The sequence below is a fragment of the uncultured Bifidobacterium sp. genome (assembly GCF_949292005.1).
GTDB lineage: Bacteria > Actinomycetota > Actinomycetes > Actinomycetales > Bifidobacteriaceae > Bifidobacterium.
Genome location: NZ_CASEXV010000065.1, coordinates 1 through 22,826, shown reverse-complemented (window position 1 = coordinate 22,826; position 22,826 = coordinate 1). Strand labels below are relative to the sequence as shown.

General features: G+C 60.4%; 20 protein-coding genes and 2 pseudogenes. 3 read left to right on the top strand and 19 right to left on the bottom strand.

Annotated features, from left to right (window positions below):
* Positions 1-108: 108 nt before the first annotated feature.
* The 5 genes from Q1X90_RS04970 to Q1X90_RS04950 all read right to left on the bottom strand — a co-directional run bounded on the left by Q1X90_RS04970 (position 109) and on the right by Q1X90_RS04950 (position 2,907).
* Entirely contained in the window at positions 109-543 is a 435-nt protein-coding gene (locus Q1X90_RS04970) for a recombinase family protein (RefSeq protein ID WP_300767146.1), read from the bottom strand.
* Positions 515-835, bottom strand: a complete 321-nt coding sequence (locus Q1X90_RS04965) for a hypothetical protein (RefSeq protein ID WP_300767144.1) — start codon at positions 833-835, stop codon at positions 515-517. Before Q1X90_RS04965 ends, Q1X90_RS04970 begins: the two co-directional genes overlap by 29 nt.
* Positions 836-844: 9 nt before the next feature.
* A complete protein-coding gene (locus tag Q1X90_RS04960; RefSeq protein ID WP_300767142.1) occupies positions 845-1,054 on the bottom strand; it encodes a hypothetical protein in 210 nt (69 codons plus the stop codon).
* A 287-nt stretch (positions 1,055-1,341) separates the two neighbouring features.
* Positions 1,342-2,145: a DeoR/GlpR family DNA-binding transcription regulator gene (locus Q1X90_RS04955; protein ID WP_300767140.1), complete on the bottom strand. Its 804-nt coding sequence runs from the start codon at positions 2,143-2,145 to the stop codon at positions 1,342-1,344.
* A 24-nt stretch (positions 2,146-2,169) separates the two neighbouring features.
* The gene (locus tag Q1X90_RS04950; RefSeq protein ID WP_300767152.1) at positions 2,170-2,907 is read right to left on the bottom strand and encodes a polyprenol monophosphomannose synthase; all 738 of its coding nucleotides are present in this window, start codon (positions 2,905-2,907) and stop codon (positions 2,170-2,172) included.
* Positions 2,908-3,039: 132 nt separating this feature from the next.
* Here Q1X90_RS04950 and Q1X90_RS04945 point away from each other — a divergent pair, with 132 nt between their 5' ends.
* Positions 3,040-4,188, top strand: a complete 1,149-nt coding sequence (locus tag Q1X90_RS04945; protein WP_300767138.1) for a quinone-dependent dihydroorotate dehydrogenase — start codon at positions 3,040-3,042, stop codon at positions 4,186-4,188.
* 155 nt (positions 4,189-4,343) lie between these two features.
* Here the strand turns inward: Q1X90_RS04945 and Q1X90_RS04940 are convergent, their stop codons facing one another.
* The 13 genes and pseudogenes from Q1X90_RS04940 to Q1X90_RS04880 form a co-directional block, all read right to left on the bottom strand.
* Positions 4,344-5,462 (bottom strand): NADH:flavin oxidoreductase/NADH oxidase, encoded by a 1,119-nt coding sequence (locus Q1X90_RS04940; RefSeq protein ID WP_300767150.1) that lies wholly within the window; start codon positions 5,460-5,462, stop codon positions 4,344-4,346.
* 136 nt (positions 5,463-5,598) lie between these two features.
* Positions 5,599-7,755: a transglycosylase domain-containing protein gene (locus Q1X90_RS04935; protein WP_300767136.1), complete on the bottom strand. Its 2,157-nt coding sequence runs from the start codon at positions 7,753-7,755 to the stop codon at positions 5,599-5,601.
* Positions 7,756-7,880: 125 nt separating this feature from the next.
* On the bottom strand, positions 7,881-8,606 hold the full coding sequence (locus Q1X90_RS04930) for a Crp/Fnr family transcriptional regulator (protein WP_300767134.1): 726 nt from the start codon (positions 8,604-8,606) through the stop codon (positions 7,881-7,883).
* Between the two features lie 46 nt (positions 8,607-8,652).
* A complete protein-coding gene (locus Q1X90_RS04925) occupies positions 8,653-9,732 on the bottom strand; it encodes a lipoate--protein ligase family protein (protein ID WP_300767133.1) in 1,080 nt (359 codons plus the stop codon).
* Positions 9,733-9,794: 62 nt separating this feature from the next.
* Positions 9,795-10,067, bottom strand: a pseudogene (locus Q1X90_RS04920) (TM2 domain-containing protein); the annotation flags it as partial.
* A gap of 239 nt (positions 10,068-10,306) precedes the next feature.
* The gene (locus Q1X90_RS04915) at positions 10,307-11,347 is read right to left on the bottom strand and encodes a 3-isopropylmalate dehydrogenase (RefSeq protein WP_300767131.1); all 1,041 of its coding nucleotides are present in this window, start codon (positions 11,345-11,347) and stop codon (positions 10,307-10,309) included.
* A 112-nt stretch (positions 11,348-11,459) separates the two neighbouring features.
* A complete protein-coding gene (locus Q1X90_RS04910; protein ID WP_300767129.1) occupies positions 11,460-13,895 on the bottom strand; it encodes a S9 family peptidase in 2,436 nt (811 codons plus the stop codon).
* Positions 13,896-13,936: 41 nt separating this feature from the next.
* Positions 13,937-15,106, bottom strand: a complete 1,170-nt coding sequence (locus Q1X90_RS04905; RefSeq protein WP_300767148.1) for an App1 family protein — start codon at positions 15,104-15,106, stop codon at positions 13,937-13,939.
* A gap of 50 nt (positions 15,107-15,156) precedes the next feature.
* Entirely contained in the window at positions 15,157-15,564 is a 408-nt protein-coding gene (gene gcvH, locus Q1X90_RS04900) for a glycine cleavage system protein GcvH (protein WP_300767127.1), read from the bottom strand.
* Between the two features lie 82 nt (positions 15,565-15,646).
* On the bottom strand, positions 15,647-17,257 hold the full coding sequence (locus Q1X90_RS04895) for a L,D-transpeptidase family protein (protein ID WP_300767125.1): 1,611 nt from the start codon (positions 17,255-17,257) through the stop codon (positions 15,647-15,649).
* Positions 17,258-17,281: 24 nt separating this feature from the next.
* Positions 17,282-18,301 (bottom strand): NAD(+) diphosphatase, encoded by a 1,020-nt coding sequence (gene nudC / locus Q1X90_RS04890; RefSeq protein ID WP_300767123.1) that lies wholly within the window; start codon positions 18,299-18,301, stop codon positions 17,282-17,284.
* Positions 18,298-19,155 carry an alpha/beta hydrolase gene (locus Q1X90_RS04885; protein ID WP_300767121.1) on the bottom strand — a complete coding sequence of 286 codons (858 nt, stop codon included), beginning with the start codon at positions 19,153-19,155 and terminating at the stop codon, positions 18,298-18,300. Before Q1X90_RS04885 ends, nudC begins: the two co-directional genes overlap by 4 nt.
* A gap of 86 nt (positions 19,156-19,241) precedes the next feature.
* Complete coding sequence (locus Q1X90_RS04880; RefSeq protein WP_300767119.1) at positions 19,242-19,868, bottom strand: NUDIX hydrolase family protein; 627 nt, start codon at positions 19,866-19,868, stop codon at positions 19,242-19,244.
* A gap of 169 nt (positions 19,869-20,037) precedes the next feature.
* Here Q1X90_RS04880 and trxA point away from each other — a divergent pair, with 169 nt between their 5' ends.
* Together trxA and Q1X90_RS04870 are read left to right on the top strand one after the other, a co-directional pair.
* Positions 20,038-20,379, top strand: a complete 342-nt coding sequence (trxA, locus tag Q1X90_RS04875) for a thioredoxin (protein ID WP_300767117.1) — start codon at positions 20,038-20,040, stop codon at positions 20,377-20,379.
* A 208-nt stretch (positions 20,380-20,587) separates the two neighbouring features.
* Complete coding sequence (locus Q1X90_RS04870) at positions 20,588-21,607, top strand: G5 domain-containing protein (protein ID WP_300767115.1); 1,020 nt, start codon at positions 20,588-20,590, stop codon at positions 21,605-21,607.
* 595 nt (positions 21,608-22,202) lie between these two features.
* Here the strand turns inward: Q1X90_RS04870 and Q1X90_RS04865 are convergent.
* A pseudogene (locus Q1X90_RS04865) lies at positions 22,203-22,826 on the bottom strand (CpsD/CapB family tyrosine-protein kinase); the annotation flags it as partial.

Below are 22,826 nucleotides of genomic sequence, written 5' to 3'. Positions count from 1 at the left end.
GGATGAGTTGGCAACAGCGAAAGCAGAATAACTAGCTACTTACATAACTATGTAAGTAGCTAGTTATGCTTTTATACTGCTGGAGACGGTCATCCTGCTGACCTGGTATTAATCGGCTATCTCCTGCACGGTGAGTGCACCGGCCTGGTAGAGTTCGCGGATCCGAGCACGTTTCTTCTCATTGAGTTTTGACGGTCGGCCGCCCACATGTCCCCGTGCCCTGACTGCTTGCAAGCCTGCGGTGGTGCGTTCCCGGATGAGGTCGCGTTCGAACTGCGCCATCGCGGCGAACACGTTGAAGATCAGCACCCCTCCCGGCGTGGTGGTGTCCATGTTCTCCGTCAGGCTTCTGAACCCCACTCCCCTGGATTGCAGCAGGTTCATGAGGTCCACGAGGTTCTGCACGCTCCTGCCCAGCCGGTCGAGCTTCCACACGATCAGGGTGTCCCCGTCGCGGATCACATCGAGCAGGCGGTCGAGTTCGGGCCGGTGCGCCTTCGCGCCCGACGCGTGATCAGTGAACAGCCGTTCGCAGCCGGCCATGCTCCCGCATGTCCCGCGCGACCAGCTCGCGCAGGTACTCGCTGCGATTATGCTTCGCCTTCACATATGCGGCCATCGATGCGGGCGCCTTGAAGTGCAGGGTCTCGCTCTTCTCCCTGCCCTGCTCGGCCAGGCTCGGACGCCCGAGCAGCATGTCCGCCGCCTCCTGGGGACTGGCCGCGCCGGTCGTCTCCATCAGCATCTCATCGGCGTGCGCCTGTGCGGCGTCGCCCTCATACTCCACGGCCTGGGAATCATCCCAGCGCCATACCTCGTCATTGTCGGCCATCATCGACTCCTTTCAGTCCTTGTCCCAGAACGTGCCCTGCTCCGCATTGACGTGGAACACGATCACCCTGCCATCCGCCAGACGCTTCATCTCCACCTCGATGCTCGGCACCAGCGGATCGCCATGACGCCGCCCGGTGAACTTGATATACAAGGCCCCGTCATGCTCGAACTGTCGAATGCGGATGATGTGCAGATAGGCATACATCACGTCCTCTACCATGTATTCGTGCTTACCGGCCGAAGCCGCGAACGTCAGCTTGGAACTCATACCAATAATGGTAGCACGAAATAGTAGCACAGTCAATTGCACATGTATAGAAACTCAACACAATCATTCACATGTTATACATTGATTGTTGTATGGGTTTATATACGCTATTCCGGACGAAAAACGGCCCGAACGGGGGGTGCGGATGTTCCTCCGCGCGTACTCGCTTGGTTTGTAATGAACGAATTCGGGACTTCCCGCCTTGTGGACAGTAACGTCTGCTGTGCTCCTTTTCCAGCTCACTGGTCGACATCGACCAGTACAAGATTGTTGATTAGTTTCCGCGTCTCCTCGATGGAATGAGGCGCGAGACCACTGTCGGTGATCACCGTGTCGACCTGATCGAAACGGGCGAACAACGACAATGACGTGCTGCTCCACTTGGTGTGGTCGGTGATGACGATGGTGCGGTCGGCGATGTCCATCATCGCCATGTCGGTGGCGGCCTCAAGGGAGTTGGGCATGAGGAATCCGCGCGGAAGCGACACCGAATGCGTTCCCAAGAAAACCGTGTTGACGCGAAGGGAAGCGACGACTTTGTCCGCGATGGGCCCAACAAGCGCGTTCGAGCGAGTTATGACCCCACCCGTGACGATCACTTCGACCTCTTTGGACTCGATGGCCTGGACGAGTTCGGCCACTGGCATGGAGTTGGTGAGTATGGTGATGCCCTCGCAACGTTGCGATTCAAGAAGGTGCTGAGCGAAGACATAGGCGGTGGTCCCGCCTCCGATGGCGATGACGTCTCCGGGCGAGACGTCGTCGACCGCCGCACGGGCGATCGCGTCCTTGAGCCCCATATTCATCTGGGATTTGACTGAGAACAACGGCTCGCTGAGAAGCGTGCTCGTGCTGATGGCCCCACCATGGACCCGTTTAAGAAGACCTTTGTCTGCGAGTTCCGCGATGTCGCGACGAATCGTCATGGCGGAGACGCCCAATTCCTGCGACAGGGCCGTGATGCGCACGGCGCCGCGCGTGCGCAGCCTGCTGAGGATGAGATGCTGTCGTTGCGAAGAAATCACCTGAACATTATCGCACATCTCCGCGCAAAATCAAACTTCCCGCTACTCTCGAGGGGACGACGAACCCTTTTCCCCCGCACGCCCCGTGAAGCGCCGTTCCAAGCCCCACTGCGTGACCCGAACCATCGCCTCCCTGACGATCTCCGAGTCCATCTTCGACCGGCCCCGCGTCCGCTGCATGAACAGAATCGGCACCTCGACTACCCTCCCACCTTCCGCGGCGACACGACGGGTCATGTCAATCTGGAACACGTATCCGTTCGACCGAACAACATCTCGCGTCACCCTGCGCAGCATAGGAGCCCTGTACGCCCGGAATCCAGCCGTCATGTCGCGCACGCCAACGCCAAGCATCGCGCGCGCATACCACGAGCCTCCCCGCGATATGAGATCGCGGTACCATGGCCATCCCTGCGTTCCACCCGAGCGAACACGCCGGGAACCGATGACCAGATCCACCACCCTGTCACGCCGCATGGCATCAAGAAGACGGACAAGGTCGGCCGGCCTGTGCGAGCCGTCCATGTCCATCTCGCAGACGATGTCGTAGCCCCGCTGCAGAGCCCATTCGAATCCCGCAAGATACGCGGGTCCCAGACCCTGCTTCTCACGCCTATGGAGAACATGGATGTGTCCATCCGCATGGGCCATCTCATCGGCGAGATCGCCAGTGCCATCGGGGGAAGAGTCGTCGACCACCAGCACGTCGACCTGGGGCTCGAACCAGCGTATTCCGGACAACGTTCCCCGAAGATTCTCGCGCTCGTCATACGTCGGCATGACCACACACACCGAGTCCCCGGCCGAATCATGATCCGATGTCTTGCTCACGTCTCCACTCTAGCGCCAACGCGTGCTGAAGGACATCGCCATCGGCCCCCATCCTCCGCAAAAAGTGAGACAATGACAGACATGGGATTTGTTGCGAACGATTTCTGGCATGATGCCGTCAACAAGGCGACGACGGACCTCTTCACCTTCGGATACCGCCACGTGGTCAAGCCCCGCATGGTCTTCAACATTCCGCCGGACAAGGCACACGAGCGCATGATCTCATTCTGCCGCGCGACGGGACGGAATCCTCCCCTCATGTGGCTTCTGCGCGAGATGCTCGACTACACCGATCCGGTGCTGGAGACGACCGTTATGGGAGTGGACTTCGAGAACCCCTTCGGACTGTCTGCCGGACTCGACAAGAACTGCGACATGGCCACTGTTCTCGACCACGCGGGATTCGGATTCGAAACCGTGGGATCGATCACATCCCGCCCCTGCGCGGGCAACGACCGTCCCTGGTTCCACAGGCTGCCGGAATACGACTCCATGCTCGTCCATGTGGGATTGGCCAACGACGGAAGCGACAAGGTCATCCGCCGCGCAGAGCATGCCTGGACTGCGTCGCGCTCGATGCAGGTCTCCATCTCCATCGCCCGCACGAACGACGACCTGGTGGGCGATCTGGACGAGGGAATCGAGGACTATCGGATCTCCTTGGAGCGCGCCGCCAACAGGACCGCGATGGTGGAGGTGAACATCTCATGTCCGAACACGCGGGCAGGCGAGCCGTTCTCCTCCGACCCCGAGAACCTCGACCGTCTTTTCGCCACGCTCGACACCGTGGAACGGGAGCAGCCGACGCTGGTGAAGATGCCCTACGACCTTCCTTGGCCACGCTTCAAGGAGCTTCTCGACGTCCTCTCCGGCCACAACGTCCAGGGCGTGACACTATGCAACCTACGAAAGGACCGTCAGGGACTGTCGGTTCCCCGGGAATGGCTGGGAGGTTTGTCGGGATCCCCCACCTTCGCCGGCGGAAACGCGCTTATCAGGCGCACCTATCGCGAATTCGGCCACCGTTTCGCCATCGCGGGAGTCGGCGGTGTCTTCACTCCCGAGCAGGCGTATGAGAAGATCCGCTCCGGATCCTCGCTTGTCATGTTCATCTCCTCGCTGATGTACCGGGGCCCACAGCAGATCACCGTTCTCAAGCGGGGTCTGGCCAATCTTCTCAGACGCGACGGTTTTGACCGCGTCTCTCAGGCCGTCGGCATCGACGCATGACGCGTCCACGCTGATGCGCCATTGCCACGGTTGGCGGCACCCCACCTACACCGCGCCATGGCGTGTCCCGATTGAGAACGCAGAGAACCCGATTGACACGAGAGCGGCAACGGCGACACAACAAAGGTGACAGGAATCCGCAGATCCGTATGGGTTCAGAAGGCTCCACGAACGTAGGGGAAGGGATATGGGGCGTCTTTGACGTCCACGCCCAGTTTGTGCGCGGCGCGCAACGGCCAGTATGGATCGCGCAACGCCGCCCTGCCGATCTCCACGGCGTCCGCCTCATGGTTTCGGATGATCTTGTTGGCCTGCTTCGGCTTGGTGATCAGCCCCACAGCAGTGACGGGAATATCCGCACCTCGACGGACCTTCCGCGCGAATGGCACCTGATATCCCGGTTCGACCGGAACACTGACCCCGGGAACCAGTCCGCCCGTCGACACGTCCACAAGATCGACCCCATGCGACTTGAGGGCACGGGACAGTTCGACCGTCTGCGTCAGATCCCAACCCCCAGCCGCCCAATCAGTGGCGGACAGACGCACAAACAACGGTATGTCATCAGGAATCGCGGCCCTCACCGCATCGACGACCCGCATCAGGAACAACGAGCGGCCCTCCAGCCCACCGCCATACTCATCATCCCGATGATTGATCAAAGGATCAAGGAACTGGGAGATCAAATATCCGTGCGCCCCATGCAATTCAATGAACTGGAATCCTGCAGACACCGCCCGACGGGCCGCGGCCGTGAAATCATCGACGATCCCGTCGATCTCCGCGGCGGTCAGCTCGCGGGGAACGGCATACCGTCCATACGCCTCGGCGCTGGGCGCGACCGTGGCCCATCCGCCCTCCTCGAGCGGGACGCTATCCGCGATATGTCCTGTGGGAACGCACCCGGTCGAACCCTTACGGCCCGCGTGGTTGAGCTGGACGCCCATGACGGCGCCCGCATCCCTCACATCGCGGACAATCCAGCGCCATGCCTCCACTTGGTCGTCATTCCAGAGTCCCACATCACACGGCGATATCCGACCTTCGGGAGAAACCGCCGTGGACTCCGCGATAATCAGTCCGAACCCGCCCATCGCCCTGGAGACATAATGCTGGTAATGGAACGGGGTGGGCTTCCCGTCGCGCGCGAACACCGAGTACATGTCCATCGGAGGCAGCCAGATGCGGTTGCGGGCCGTCACCCCGCGAATGGTCAGGGGATCGAAAAGCCCCACGCCCTTCGTCCTGTGAATCATGCCCTCGCCGGAATCCATCCCCTCCGCCGCATGCTTTGTCGCGCTCATTGCGATCTCCCTTCACGACGCCGTCGCATCCACCATCCATTGTAGGTGTGCTTCGGTCATCATCCACGGAGAATATCGGTGGAGAGGATGGACATCCGGTGAATTGTTAACTTGTGCTCGATGAGGTCGTCAGGAACTTCGACGCCGGAGTGCCATAGTTGTTGTCCACACTGATGTTCGCCGCCTTGAGATACGTGTCCATGAACTTCTTCCACGCCGGGGCGGCTATGTACTCGCCGTACCATGTGGAATGCGTGACGCCATTGATCGTCTTGCCTGTGAAGTCGACCTGGTATTCGGCGTTGCCAACCGCCACGAATGAGGCCACCTGCGGCACAAAGCCGCCCGTGAGCATATAGTTCTCCTCGTTGGTTCCGGTTTTCGCGAAGGTTTTGCGGTTATTGTCCAGCTGCGTGGACTTCGCCACACCATCGGACCGCACCACGCCCTGATTCATCGCATAGGCCGTCGTCTGCGCGACCTCGGACGAAATCGCCTGATGGCAGTTGGCGCTGGGGACCTTGAGCTGATTGCCCGAGCTGTCAAGAACCTTGGTCATCGCGATGGGAGTGCACTCGACGCCGTTGGCCGCGATCGTTGCATAGACGTTCGCCATGCTGAGCGGCGACGCCTGAACGGCTCCAATCACCATCGGGGCGTTGAAGGAGATGTCCGAGTAGATGTCCTCCTCGCCGGAAGGCGAGTTGTGGTATCCCAGCGTCTTCGCGGTGTTGGCGATCGCGCACAGCCCTATTGTGGAGGCCATGGACGCCTGGGTCGTGTTGTGCGAGCGCACGAGTGCGAGGAATGGGGATTCGGGGCTGACGGTGTAGCCGTTCACGTTGTGCACCGACCAATACCCGGAGAACTTGTGCGTGCCGCAGTTGAACTTGCTCAGGTTGTACACGGTGGACGTGGTCAGCGACTCATTGATGGAATGACCCGCGAGCATCCACGCGACCATGTTGATGGGTTTCCATGTGGAGCCCACGGGGAATCCCTGCCCCCCTCCGTCGTCCTCATCCACGGCATAGTTGATCGCCGTCTTCGTGGAATCGGTTCTCGCGGCATCGGTGGCATCATACGTTCGGTTGATGCCAAAGCCCAGCACTTTGCCCGTACCTGGCTGAATGGCCGCTATCACCACCTCAAAGCCGCTGGAATCATTGACGGGAATGGTCTCCCGCGCCGTCTTCATGGCGGCGGAGTTGGCGTTGACGTCCATGGTGCTGTAGATTTTGAGCCCGCCCTGGTTGAGCAGACGCACACGTTCGGCGCGGGTCTTCCCGAACTCGGTCGAATTGAGGATCTTGTTGGTGACATAGTCGCAGAAGTACGCCGAGTCGCCCGCCGACTGGCAACCTGAGTTCACTTCGACCGACTGGATGTTCAACGTCTTGACCAAAGGTGTGGCCTTGGCCTCGTCATGCTGTTTCTTGGTGATGTAGCCCTGCTGGTACATGAGGTCGAGGACTATGTTGCGCTGCTTCTCGGCCGCCGCCTGATTGGATTTGACCGAGGGATCGTATTGAGTGGGGTTCTTCGTGATTGCGGCTATGGTCGCAGACTGGACCACATTGAGATCCTTGGCGCTGACGTTGAAGTATCGTTTCGCCGCGGTTTCCACGCCATAGAGACTGTTCCGTCCGAACTGGGCGATGTTGAGATAGCCCTGCAGGATCTCCGCCTTCGTGTACTTGCGCTCCATCTGCACGGCTATGAGCATCTCGCGGATCTTTCGCGCGACGGTGTCCTCGGATGCGTTGTATTCGGCGATCGGATCGTTGTCTTCCTGCGCCTGGACAAGGAGCACGTTCTTGACGTACTGCTGCGTCAGTGTCGATCCACCCTGGGTGTCGCCCTTTTTGACGTATGTCTGCACGAACGCCCTGAGAACGCCCTGGACGTCGACGCCGTTGTGTTCGAAGAAGCGCTTGTCCTCTCGAGCCACCACGGCCTTCTGCATGTACGAGGATATGTTCTTGATCGGAACGACCTCACGGTTCTGCGCGTAGAACGACGCTATGACGGTTTTGCCGTCCGACGCGTAGATCGTGGACTTCTGTGGAAGGCTTGTCACGTCGAAATCAATGCCCTCAACAGACAGCGACGGCAGAGTCGCTTTCACCGTATTGTTGACGGCCACGGCCGCGGGAAGCAGCAGCAGGCTGGTCACGACCCCTCCCGCGAAGCAGAGCATCACGTAGGCGAGAAGGAGCGCGAGCACGCGCTTGAGGGTCAGGGAACTCTTCTTCTTGGGCATGCTGACCATTCTATGACCGACAGCCTACGAAAAAAACAGATTGCGGGGCCCCCTGACCCCAATTCATCACAACCTTAAGAGGAATGGAACGGCTTCCCGACGATTGCCGAACGATTCCTGAGTAGCTATCGTCTGGCTCGGCGGATCAGCATGCCCGGCTGGTAGATGATGATGGAACGACCGTCACGCGCGATCCATCCGCGGCCGGCGAAATCCATAAGAGCCTTGTTCACCGTCTCGCGCGAGGATCCCACCAGTTGGGCCATCTCTTCCTGCGTGAGATCATGAGGAACGAGAATTCCTGCCTCCACGGGCCGGCCGAATCGTTCGCCCAGATTGATAAGCGTCTTCGCAAGTCGGCCGGGGACATCCATGAACACCAGATCGGATATGCGCTCGTTGTTGGCCCGCATGCGGTTCGCCAGCACTTGCAGCATGTCGACCGCCACACGGGGATGCTGGTTTATCCAGTCGAAAAGAACGTCATGCTCCAACCATGCGACCTGGGTCGTATTCGACATGGCCACCGCCGACGCGGTGCGGGGACCTCCGGCGGGGTCGAACACCGGTATCTCACCCAGCACCTCGCCATGGGCGTGGATGCTCAGAAGCTGGACTCTGCTGTCGGACGATTGCCGAATAAGCTTGACCCGGCCACGCTCCAAAAGATACATGCGCTGATCCGTATCCCCCTCGCGGAAGATGAAATCCCCTTTGTCGCATGTCCGACGTCGAAGATGCGACAGAAGCTCACGCGACTGGTCCACCGGAACCTGCTTGAACAGAGCGGTGTGCAGCAGCGCGTTTCCGTCGTCCTCGTCGGGAATGGCGTTTGGCTTCAGCGTGGACATCGCCCCTCCCGACTCTTCCGCACTGTGGATCGTCCTTGACCCCGCATCATTGTACCGCCTGAAAGAAGGAGGATGCGGACCTTGCAAGATGACGAATCACCTCGTCGCGCGACATACCTGTCTGAGATCGCATCGGATCCACGCGTTTCGCCGCGGATCTCACGGCCTTGTCTGCGAGCTTCTCCGCTGACGGCGTCAGGATTCGGGCCATGGCCCGCGCATCGATGTCATAGGCGAGCGTCACATGATGCAGCACAGCCCCTGGGCCACCATCACGGGCGGGGAACCGGCGTTGCGCGGACCCTCCGATCTTTCCCTGCGGGGAGGAGATATCGTTCACTCCGGAGAAAAACGCCTCAATCCCCAAAGCCTTCAGGGCGTCGATCAACCACTGGTCACACAGCCTGTATGAATCCTCAATGGACATTCCAGCGACGAAATCCAGTGGGGCGATCAACGAGTAAGTGATGGTGTTGCCCGGCTCGATGAACATCGCACCACCCCCCGTACAGCGTCGTACCACGGTGAACCCCTCGCGCTCGGCCTCCTCGACGTTCACCTCCGCGTCAATCGACTGGTAGCGTCCCACCACAACGGCGGGAGCGGACCATTCCCAAAAGCGCAAAGTCGGCGTCATGGCCCCGCCCGCAGTCATACGCGCCCAGTCTTCATCCGTATCCATCTGCTCCCGCGGTGGGCGGGGACGATCATGCACGACCCTGACGCGCAGAGCCGCCGCACGCTCCCGCCGCCACACACCACCACGGATTCCGTCTCCGACGCGACGCGACGCCCCGACAGCCGAACGCGACTCGTATTCCACTGACGCCGGCGAAGAATCATGCCGCAGGGACGCATCCAGCGCCCTATCGAAGGCGATCCCAATGGCATCCTCGTCGGCGCCCACCAATCGAACCTCCGGATGCCTCGCACGCGCGTCCGATAACGATTCTCCGCGGACCAAGGCGTCGGCCAGGTCATCCAGAAGAGCTTGGGACGACGAATCCGATGGGGTGTCGATGAAGAAATCCCCATCTATATGGCACGCCAACGGTTTGCCGTCAGGCGAGAGGTTGACGTCGACTCCGACAAGCTTGCCACCAGGAACCTTGTATGTCGCACGCACGTCAGAACACCATCCTCCGCTTACCCGCAATCCGGCACTCACACGAAATCTGGACCGACCCGTCAGTCCCTGAGTTCCACGCCCCTGGCATCCCGATGCCACGGGGATCCCCAATCGGATGTGAGGATGAGTATCCCCTCAATCAGACCCCATATACCTGCCACAATGGGACCCACGACCACGATCGAGCCGACGATTGTCAGAAGCAATTGCGCAACGGCCTTCCCTGTGTATCCCAGATAGAAATTATGCACTCCCAGACCGCCGAGAAAAATCGCCAGAAGACCCGCCACCAGCTTCTGCCGAGGAACATAGCCAACGGGAACGTTCTGTCCGTTGGGGAATCCTCCCCTATTCTGTCCGGCATTCTGTCCGGGAAACGGCGTGCCATACTGCTGATTACCTGAGTACTGCTGACCGCTTCCATACTGCGGATTGCCGCCGTACTGCTGCCCATACGAATACTGTTGGGGATTCGAACCATTCGAGGAACCGGGACCGGTAAATTCGCTCATAAGTCAACGATAAACCATCCGCATCCCAGCCGCGACCACCGCCGTGGGCCGAACTCGCGCTAGATTCTCGCAAGGATATCGGCAGCCACCTGATCGGTTGTGCGGACGGTGGATCCCAACGACTCGATGTCGGCCTCGACGGCCCTGTCTATCGTGTCGGCGGGACCATCGAATCCCACATGCCTCAGCAGCATCGCGGAGGACAGAACGGCCGCGGTTGGATTCGCGATCCCCTTTCCTGCGATGTCCGGAGCGGAACCATGAATCGGCTCGAACATGGAAGGATACTCGTTCGATGCGTTGATGCATCCCGACGCCGAATATCCGACGCCGCCGACGACCGCGCCGGCCTCATCGGTAAGGATGTCCCCGAACAGGTTGTCGGTGAGGATCACGTCGAATCGCGAGGGATTCGACACGAGGAATATCGTCGCGGCGTCGATGTGGAGATAGTCGTGCGAGACCTCCGGATATTCCTCGGCCACCCGGTCGACTATGCGCTGCCACATGTCACCTGCGTTCACCAATACGTTCTTCTTATGGACAAGGGTCACATGACGGCGCCTGCGCATGGCGAGCTGGAAGGCGTACCGGACCACCCTTTCGACTCCGTACGCAGTGTTGATGGACACCTCGGTGGCCACCTCCGCGGGGGTGTCACGGCGAATGGCCCCGCCCGCGCCGCAATACAAGCCTTCCGTCCCTTCGCGGACCACCACGAAATCTATGTCGCCGGGATCTGAAAGTGGGGACGTCACACCTCGGTACAGTTTGGAAGGCCTGAGATTGACGTACTGGTCAAGCGCGAACCGCAGACGCAGGAGGAGTCCCCTCTCCAATATTCCGGCCTTGATACGGGGATCCCCCACCGCACCAAGAAGAATCGCGTCCTTGCCTTTGATCCGCTCCAGATCCTCGTCCGGCAGAATCTGCCCATCGCGCAGATAGCGTTCCGCGCCGAGATCGAAGGCCTCGTAATTGACGTCGGCCATGCCGTCGATGGCTTTGTCCAGCGCCGCTTGGGCGACCGGCGTGACTTCCTTGCCGATTCCGTCTCCGGGGATGACCGCGATGTTCAACGTCTTCTTATCAGTGACCATAGCTCGGCAGACTACTCGCGTTCACAAGGGTGTCCACGGAGCGGTCCAGAAAATGGACGCGGCAACACGATGTCCCCACCGCTCCCGACCGGAGATCCTTCCCCCACGTCCGTCAATCAGTGATGCCCATGACGTCCAGACACCAGGCGTTCTCGAACGAGAGCTCCTCCCACTGCCTATATCTGCCGGACGCCCCACCATGTCCGGCCTCCACCTCAATCCTCTCCATCGCGTCGACTCCGGCCGCCTGCAAGCGCGCCACCCATTTGAGCGGTTCGACGACCAGAACCCTGGTGTCGTTCATGGACGACGTCACCAAGATACGGGGGAATCCCGCCGCGTCCTGGGCGGTGGTCGGCGCGTTCTCATACGGCGAATACGATTTCATGTATCGGTAGACGTCCTCGTCATGCAGGGGATCCCCCCATTCATCCCATTCGGTCACAGTCAGGGGAAGGGACGGATCCAATATCGAGGTCAACGCATCGACGAATGGCACGTCCGCCTCGATGCCCGCGTACGACCGCGGATCCATATTCGCGACCGCGCCCATGAGCAGGCCTCCCGCGGAGCCACCGTTGGCAACCGTGGTGCCGGATTCCCCCCAGCCACGGCCATGAAGCCATCGCGTGGCGTCGACAAAATCCTCGAATGTATGGCGTTTGTTCAACCTCCGCCCCTGCTCATACCATGCGCGCCCCATCTCCCCTCCGCCACGGACGTGCACCACGGCATACAGCACGCCGCGATCGAGAAAATTTAGCCGTGACACCGAGAATCCAGGATCAGAACTTATCTCATAGGCGCCATATCCGGTGATGAACATGGGAGCCGGAGACCCATCCTTTCTCCGCCCTCCGTCGAGCAGATCGCGTCTCCACGCCAAGGACACCGGGATGCGCTCCCCATCGCGGGCATCGACCCACACACGTCGCTCGGCATAACGTCTGGCATCGAATCCGCCGGGAACGTCAACCCGCTTGAGAAGCGTGTCAACGTCCGTGCGGGGATCATACTCGTGCAGCTCGGCGGGCCGGGTCAACGACGCGAAGGAATATCTCAGATGCGGGTCATCATACGAAGGATTACCCGACATCCCCACGGAATAGAGCCGCCGCTCCCCCTCTCCCGTCACATCTCCGGCCAGTCCGGGAATACTCATCTCACGGAAGCGCCATGGATTCGACTTTCGGTAATCCTCGGCCGCGTCGTCCTTCGGTATCACGGCGATATGAGGAAGCCCCTCGGCCCGATACGACAGGACCACATAGCCACGGCGGACGGACATGCCCTCGATCGTCAACCCATGCCGTCCCCTCAGCACCTCGGGATTGTGTGGATCGTCATATGCCGTTCCGGCCGGAAGCGCCGAGGCGCCCGCAACCACCGCATCGCCCCTCTCGCATCCGTAGGGCGACCCCTGGGCGATGACGACTCCCTCGCCCAGGCGGAAGGGAGGATGATGCGAGCGCATGTCGACCACGTCGATCTCAAAATTGGGATTGACCGCGTTGTGGTAGACCACCGCGATGGGAACGTCGACGCCGCCCTCTCCGGCACCCTCCAGCGTCGAGAACTCCGCGCTGTATTCCGTGCCATCGCTTCGTGGCACGAACACCTCGAACGCACCCTCGGGGTCGCGGACGTCGAGGGTCAACATCTCGGATGTCGTTTTGGAATCCACCCCGATGACGATCAGGGACTCATCGAAGCTCATCCCCACCGACACCCAGAACCGTTCGTCCTTCTCCCGATACACCTCAACATCGGCGCTGGAGGGAGACCCAACCCGGTGCCGCCACACCGCACAGGGGCGCCACGCATCATCAAGCTCGACCGAGAACACCCATTCCCCGTCAGGCGTGAGGCAAGCGCCGCCGACGCCTCGCAGAAGGTCCGGGAGATCCTCGCCCGTCGTCAGATCACGGATGCGGAAGTCGTACCTCTCACCACCCGTGACATCCACTCCATACAGCATCCATCGGCCGTCACGGCTGATGTCCATTCCGCCCAGACGGAAGAAATCGTGGCCTTTGGCCTCGGCGTTCGCATCGAATATGATCTCCTCGCCCGGGAACGATCCGGGCTTCGAACAGGGATCGATGACCGGCGGATCCCAGTCGTCGGCGGACTTCACCGGCACCCGGCATTGGACGGCGTAGTCGCGGCCCTCCACCGTGCGCGCCACATACCAATACCCATCCATCCGCATGGGCACCGACATGTCGGTCTCCTGGACATGCGAACGTATCTCGTCGTACAGCGTCGTTCTCAAACCTGCGAGATGCGCCGTCCTTTTCAGGCAGTAATCGTTCTCGGCCCGCACATAGTCAGCCACGGCCTGATCGTCCACATCCCTCATCCACTCATACGGATCCGAGAAGGCGTCTCCATGATGCACCCTGACCTTGGGTCGGACGGGCGCCTTGGGAGGGACCGGCGCATCAGGAGAAACCGCCGCATGCCGCGTCGCCCCGTCATCCGTCCCGGCTCCGGGCGCCTTGATGCCATACGTCATGAAATCCTCTCGCTGATGCTCATTCGTCATGACGGCCATTGTATGCATCAAGGCGCCGAGCGTCCGATGCGTCAGCGGAACTGCCGCAGGTAGGGAATCATCGTCGACATCAGATTGGCGCCGGTCGTTCCGGTGAACACGGGAACATCCGTCACCGGAACCGGCTGTGTGGACGTCAGCCCGGACATGGCTCCCCAAGGAGCAGCCTCCCGCGGACTGAGCTGCCTGATGCCGATGGCAAGAACCCTACCCGGATATCTCCGTGCGATGGTGGCGTACGTGGTGGGGTCACGCTGCCCATCATCCCCGATGAGGATGAACCTCATCGATGGGAAATCGGCCATGAGCTGTTCGGCGAACTCGAGTTTGTGCTGCACGCCCGTCGGAACGAAGGTCTTAGGCCGCGGGTCGAGGTCCCGCAGCAACAGCGGCCCCTGCGGGTATCCATGATCGGCGATGAAATGCCTTATGGAGCTCTCGACGTTCCACGGGGATGTGGAGAGGTAGAAGAAGGGCGCTTCGGGAAAGATGTCCTCGATCCTAGCGAACAGCGCCCCCATTCCGGGAACGGCCACGCGCTTGCGCGGATTGAGGATCAGCAGGTTGTACGCGGCCTTCCACAGTGTCGGGGCCTGCGTGACCATGATCGTGTCATCGACATCCGATATCACGCCCACGGGAGTGCCCGGAGCGATGGTGAAAAGGTTGGCACGCACGGGTCTTCGTCCGGGAACCCGATATGAGACGTCATGCACGCCCGGAGACAGACGGCGTTCGGCGACGAGATCGAGGTATCCGGCCGCGTCCGACGCCGCGTAGATGCTGCTGGTGCGGGAAAGGGAATCGATTTTGTCGTACACCTCGGACGAACCGATCTGGACCGTTTCGACGGGAACACGATCAATCGCTATCTGCACGCGGACGCGGGGGGCCGGAACGGCAAGCATCCCGCGTATCCCCCGGTTGGCCATGCCGGCCTGACGCCGGGCCGGACCGTACACCGTCCGGCACACAAGACGCGAGTAATCGTCGGTCCCGTAACCGACATAGGGCTCCACACACTCACGCCACCCCATACTCGTCACGAAAAAGGTCGACGCTCGGAGCCAGACGCCGAAGACTCTGGTGATGGCACGGCGGACGAATCTCACCAGCGGAGGTTTTACCTCGATGCGCTCGTGCTTCGACGCGGCATCGAATATGGTCATCACCCGCCGGGCCGGAATCGGCACGGTGGGCATGTCATCGGACGCCTCGGGTTTTGACTTCACGACGCCGACGCTCCTCTCGCTCAGTTCTGGATTATGCGCGCGTAGTCATCGGATGTGAGCATGCCAGGCTGATCGTCGTCAAGGGCGACTTTGATGAGCCAGCCCTCACCATAAGGATCATTGTTCACGATGGCGGGATCGTCCACCGCCTCCGAGTTCACCGCACGAACTGTTCCCGCCACCGGACTGACCAAGGGCTGGACGGCCTTCGATGATTCCAACTCCACGATCTCGTCGCCCGCCTGCACCCTGTCGCCGATCTCCGGAAGATCGACGTAGACAAGATCGCCGAGTTGGTCGGCAGCGTATTCGGTGATTCCCACCACCGCCGGGTCTACGGAATCGTCGACCCACGCGTGCTCCTCGGAATAGCTCAACTGCTCTGGGATATCGACGCGCGCTGGCCGATCCGTGTCATGTGTGCTCATGTGCTCCAGAATAGCGCGGCCACCCACCCGCGGGCACTCCCGAAACCGGTGTGGAGGAGTGTCGCTTCCCACGCGGTATCGGCTATCTCACGGATGAGCTCGGCACCGACCCGGTGAACTGCACTCGGGTGCCTTTGGGACAGTTGGTGTAGACCCACTGGGCGTCGGATTCGTACATGTCGACGAACGGCGAGGACGGCGAGGACGAGGGGTTCCCTTTGGCTATGCCGTCATCGCTCCACGACGCGGACAGGAACGCCTGGGACGATCCGAAATACGTCACCCACGTTCCTTTTGCCGTGGATTTGGAGGAGCCCGACGAACTCGATGATCCGTTGGGCGAGGATGAACCCGACGATGCCGATCCCGAGGACACGGTGATGTTAGCCGACTTCGCCGTTTTCGTGACATAGCTTTTATCAGAGGTCGAGACCACCGCTGACTTCCCAACAGAAACAAGGAACTGCGCGGCCTTGGTCGATCCCTTGTACACGGTGAGAGTCTGCTTCGACAGATCCACAACGATCCTCACATCGACCACCACCGTGGTGACACCATGCTTTGTGGTGCTTGTCGTCGCCTGAAGGGTCGCGGACTGGCCACTGGAAAGCGCGTCATGAAGGGACTGGGCGAGATCGTCGGCGTTGGTGACCGTGACACCATCGACTCCCACGACATCCACCATAACCTTCTTACCATCGCCATCGACGATGTCCTTCTCGTTCACGAGGGTCTTGCCGATTTTGGCTGGAAGCTGCTTGTCAAGATACGCCTTGATCAGATCCTCGTCATAGGTGATGTCGATCGTGCCTTTTTTCAGGTTCTGCGTCGTCGTCGTCCACGCCGCGATGGTCGACCCATCAACCTTCAGCTCATGGCCATTGCCGGTGATCTTCAGCGAAAGGGACAGACGCGAGTTCGCCTTCGCCGCGACCTTTGTGGCCTCCTCGATGGACACCGGCATCTCTCCAGTCTCATACCTGAAACTGACGCTCAGGAACGTTCCGGGATCGTCGGCCACCTCGTCGATCGCATCCTTGATAACCTCGGTCTGCGGCACGGTTCCCGGAGTTCCCCCATTGACCACGAACGCCTTGACCGACTTGTCGTAGCTGATGGTGGACGCCTTGGGACGGTTCGCCTTGGCGACAAAGCGACGCGTCAGATAGTCCGTCAACGTCGTCTCGGTCGTCGAGGACTTCAGTCCCACGGATTGACGCCAGAACGGAAGGTACCAGACGAACGGGCTTTCATCCCTTTTGGCGGCCAACAACGCCTTCACCGTTGAATCCACGTTCACGGTGACGCCAAGGTTGCCCAGACTGGCCTTCACCGTCTTTCCCTTGCTGTCGGTGAGCCTCAGACCGGTGGATGCGGCCGTCCGCTTCACCAGCGCCGTCAGCTCGGATGACGTCTTCCCCGACACCGAAGCGCCCGCGAATGTCACGCCGGGCAAAGCCCTGTCGCGGTAATGGGATTCGGCCATATGGTATCCGGCCACCGCCACGACCGCGCACAGGCCGCACACGATGAAGAACACGATGAGCCAGACGGTCTGCCCTTTATCCTCACGGCGGTCCTCGACCTCGCTGTCGGTGACGTCGGCCACGGACGCGAGGAACAGATCGCCATCGCCATCGCCATCGCCACCAAGATCATCATGGTCAAGATCGTCGTCTGGATCGCTCGTCATGTGGTCCTCCGTCCGGGTCACCGGTCAGTCCAATTCCCGACCGTACCATTGTTCGATCATGTACCGCGCGATGGTGGCCTTCCCCGGAGGAATCATGCCTCCCGAAGCCAGTCGCATGGTGTAGTCATCCCTCGTCAACCACTCGGCCCGCAGCGTCTCGTCGCCATCAACGTGGATGTCCGTCCCCACCGCCTGACTGGTGAACGCCGTCATCAGAGACGCCGGATAAGGCCATGGTTGTGAACCCAGATAACGGACGTCCCCCAACGTCACGCCCGTTTCCTCGCTCGCCTCCCGACGGCAGGCGTGTTCAAGGTTCTCCCCCGCCTCCACGAATCCCGCCGACACGGAATACAACCGATCGTCATCCCAAGCGGCGTTATGTTGAAGAAGGATGCGTCCGCGAGCGTCCACGATCAATGTGATGACGGCCGGCTCGACCCGCGGAAACAGCACATGTCGCCCGTTCCCGCGGCACCGCTGCGCCCATCCTGCGAGGAACGCATCCACCGGCGAGCCACATATGGGGCAGAAGCGCTGTCTGTCGTGCCAGATGCTCAGAGAGCTGATGGTTGTGGCGATTCCGGCTTGATGCGCCGACGCATGGGGCGCGAACAATCTCAGATCCACCCACTCGAAGCCCGCCCTCATCCGGTCGATAATCGATTCGGATGCAGCCGATACGCAGTCGTCGGTCCCACGCACGTCCGCGGCGACGACCATCCGACGCTCGGAGCCGTGATGGTAGGAGCCCAGATATATCCATGTGATTCCACTCTCGTACGCAAGGGACGAGGCGGCATAGGATCCGGGTATGGACGCCAGCCTCATGCGGGCTGAGCTCATGTACGCGAGGTTCCGCTGTCCTTTCGGAACCGCCAGCCGACCGGCCGAAACGACGACGACCATGGTCCGGGGATCGGCGAGCACGGACTCCACAAGATGCGGGTCGGAGCGTTTGTCGACCTGGTAGTCGACATCCCCCTGCGCGAGAGGAAGGAACGTCAGCGGCAGCGTCAGCGCGACGGGCGAGACGACGGTCATGCGCGATTCACCCGATCGACGAGATTCACCAGCTGACGTGCCAGCGCACGCGGGTGCTCAACGGCGCTGAAATGCCCGCAATCCTCCACAACCGTGAACGAGCATGCGGTTGATGTCATGCCGTTGGCGATGTCCTTCATGGACGGAATGGAGCTTGATGGATCACGATCACCGACGACGACCGCCGCAGGGACTCGTATTGTGGCGAGTTGATCGGTCAGGTCGGGTCGTCCGGCGGCCATGCGTTGACGCCATGCGATTCCCTCCGGACTCTGGTCCCGTATCCATCCGGCGAACGTCTCGACGAAGGCGGACGACATCTTAACCGACGAATCGCCTTCCTGCGGCTCTGCGAAATGCATGACCGGGGCGACATCACCACGCCTCTCGGCCTCGTCTGCGCAGCGCAGCCTACCGGCCTTGGCACGGGGCTCGTCCACGGCGACGCGCGTGTCGCACAGGGCGATGCCTTTGACCAACTCCGGATGACGCCGCTGCATGTTGGCGGCGACATATCCTCCCATAGAAAGGCCGACCCAGATGGCGCCGGAGTATCCGGAGTCCTCCACCAGCGAAGCATAGGAATCGGTGAGCGCATCCAGAGCACGGGGGTACGATCCATCACCGGCAACAGGTCCCGTCGATTCACGGTCCGGCACTGGCGACGATCCCGATCCAGGCATATCGGGCGCCCATACGGCGTATCTCCCACCGTCCCTTCCCCCAGACATCTCCACGACGACCTCCGCGCAACGGTCCCACATGCGGTGGTCGACCGGAAACGCGTTGATAAGCACAAGTGGGGATCCAGTCGCGACCGACGCTTCACGATAAATGGTGTTATGAATGATCATGTTTCGCATATCCTTACTTCTCCCAAACATCCTTTCGCCCACAAGCCATTCTCGGCACTGTCAGCCACGACGCACGAACAAAGGTGTCACAAACCCGCCCACGAGAGGGCCTGCCTGACGATTCTTCCGTGCCCTCCACCCATCTGCGAAATGACGTCGTCCATGTGTGCGCTGGATGGATCCGTCCATTCGACGTCCAACATCTCGTCCTGCGGCTTGCAGTCACCCGCTATGGGCACGACATAGCACAACGCGACGGTATGCTGACGCGGATCATAGAATTCGGACACACCCGGAGTGGGGAAGAACTCGGCCACAGTGAACGGGACGGGACTCTGGGGAAGGAGGGGCAGCGCGATCTCTCCCAGATCCTTGGATATATTGCGCACTATGGCCTCACGGATGGTCTCGTGGAAAAGAATCCGTCCGGAAATGAGTGTGCGCGTCACCGAGCCATCGTCGGTCACCCGCAGGAGCGATCCGACGGCCGACACGCGACCGAAATCATCGGTGCGCACGGGCACCGCCTCGATGTAAGGAATCGGGGTCTGCCTGCGGATGCGGTCGATGTCCGAGGACGACAGCCATCCGGGCGGATTGTCGCGTCCCGACCCCCTCACGAAATCCTCGGGGGTTATGCCATCGAATTCCCCGCCTCTGCGGTCGTCATCGTAATCGCCCTCATCGGGCACCTCATCATTCAGGACTGGCATGACTTCATTATCCCCCATTGTTTTGCGGTTTCGTTGCCGTTCATATTGCTGTGCCGAGAGCGGATTCCACGGTTTTTGGTCCACATGGTGGCAAGATGGTCGCATAAGGGCATCGAGCCGGCGGGAATCGACCGGCCATGGTGCGTGAAGGCAACGAAAGGACACCTCAATGGCGACCCAAGCCGTAACGACGCAGACATTCAACACAACCATCACGGACAACGAGCTCGTATTCGTTGACTTCTGGGCTACGTGGTGCGGCCCCTGCCGCGCGTTCGGCCCCGTCTTCGAACAGGCCAGCGAAAAGAACCCCGACATCGTGTTCGCGAAGGTAGACGTCGACCAGAACCAGGAGCTGGCGGGAGCCGCGGGAATCCGCTCGATCCCCACCCTCATGGTGGCCAAGAAGGGACAGATCATCTTCAAACAGGCCGGCGCGCTTCGGGCCGCGGACCTTGACGATCTCATCACTCAGGCGCGCAATCTCGACATGTCGTCCAACGCGGAATAGCGCCGATTGAGGCGCATCACGCATGGCCCGTTCCGGACTTCTCCGGAACGGACCATTTTGCGTCCGGACGGGGTGGGACTACTATGGTCGCCGGATGCGTATACCAGGTAGCCGCGTCGTGCAGCCAATGTTGACGGCAGACACCCTCTTGGGTCGTCTACCGGGGGCATCGCGATATGAGTACATGGACGGTCAATCAAGGAGAGTAATGGCCAATCACCGCAGAAAGAACACCACTTTGTCGGCGTTGAGCGCGAAGCAATGGGTTCGCATCGCGGCCACAATCGCCACAGTGGGGCTTCTGGTGTCCGGTATGGCCGTTTCACGTGGCTTCTACAAGCAGAGCGGTTCATCGACCCAGTCCACCGTCACCTCCTACTCCGCCACCGACACCAACTCCCTTGAGGTGTCACGCAGCTACGACCGCAAGGCCCTGAAGAATCTCAAGGCCGGAACCGCCATGGTGACCGTCAAGATCAATGGGCAATCCCGCGTGGTTCTCGGAACCAACTTCACGAATGTGAAATCTGTTCTGGACGCGGGAAACATCACCCTGGACCCGCATGACACCGTTTCTCCGTCATTGACCTCCAAGGTATCGGAATCCACCACAATCACGATCACGCGCGCATCGGCGGACCTGACCACGAGCACCTCGTCAATCGCCTACAACGTCGTCCGGAAAAAGACCTCCTCTCTTCCCAAAGGGACGGAGAAAGTGCAGACGGAAGGCAAGAAGGGCGTCATGGTCACGACGAGTCTTGTCACCAAGTCCGGCTCAAAAGTGGTTGAGTCCAATGTGTTCACGTCCTACGTCAAAACCGCCGCGGTGAACAAGGTCATTCTTGTGGGCACCGGCACCAGCTCGTCTTCATCGTCGTCCTCGTCGTCATCCACGACGACAAGCGACATCGGCACCACCACGCCTGTCGGGGATATGCAGACCTGGGCTCACAAGTACATGCTTGCAAACGGCTACACCGAGGCCGACTTCACCGCGACTGTCTACATCATCAACCACGAGTCCGGATGGCGCGTCAACGCGTCGAACCCCAGCGGAGCATACGGGCTTCCCCAGGCGCTTCCGGGCAGCAAGATGGCCTCCGCCGGATCGGATTGGGCCACGAACTACCAGACCCAGCTCAAATGGTTCTGGGGCTACTGCGCCCAGCGCTACGGCAGCGTGCAGGGAGCCTACACCTTCTGGGTCGCCAACAGCTACTACTGATCTGCGGGACTTCTCTGCGGTACCGCTCCGAGGGAAGCTGGATGATTCAGGCTGTCTTGGCTCGTATGTCATACGCTTCGTTGTTGCGAGTGTGCTCTCCGTTACTGCCATCACAGTGCGGAGCGCGTCACAACAACTTGGGCAACAACAACATATGGGCAATCAGAAATCATCGGTAGATCACAGACGGCCATCAAAGAACGATAAGGAACGCCACCACGCCGGTTACTGCAATGACCAGACCGGCAACGACACCAGTACACCACTCTCTCACGGGCGACGGCCGGGGCTTAGCCGATGCATGTGCGGCGATGCGAGGAACTCGCCCCGCGATAACCGAGCCACGACTCCCGGGATGCTTTGCCGAATGAGAGCGTGCGGATGAGTCACGCTTCGCTGTGGAAACAGATGATGGTGCCGGTCGGTAGGACACCGCACCGAAGTCGATGAGCGGAATATCCCACGAGGAATCGACAATATCCCTATCGTGAATGGAATCACCTGCAATCGGCCTATCCCACCGATTCACTCGGTCGCCCGTTGTAGGTGACCACTGCCGACCGTCGTCTACCATCATTCGATTCTTCATGATAGATCAGCTATTGTCATGACGCCCACGCGATGAACCGGCGCGATGCGTGGCCGTCGTGGATTCCTCCGAATAGTAGTAATAATCCTTCGAATGAATCTTCTTGGGGTTGGCAAAATTGAATATGAATCCCAACATCTTGACGTTTGCCGTATGGAAGGATTCGACGATCGATCGCAGATCGCGTTTGTCCGCCACATCGCGTCCAACAACCATGATGATGCCATCGGCGACTCTTCCGAACACAGCGGCGTCATTGGACACCGACATAGGGGCCGTATCGACCAAAACATAGTCATACTGCTTCTGAGCCTGTTCCATAAGCTCGGTCATCAGAACGGAATTGAGAAGTATGCTCGCGTTTGCGACACGACGGCCCGAAGGGAGTATGTGCAGATTGGCCCGCCAATACGGCTGGACGACCTCTCTCGGCGTCGCCTGCGCCGACAGTATATGAGACACAGTCCGACGTTACCCTCGATATCCAATTCTCGTGCGACCGATGGATGCCTCAGATCCGCATCGATAAGGAGCACCGTCTTCCCCTCCTCGGCCAGAGCGGCCGCGATGTTGATGCACGTCGTGGTCTTCCCCTCCGCAGGACTTGACGATGTGATGATGAGAAGATGT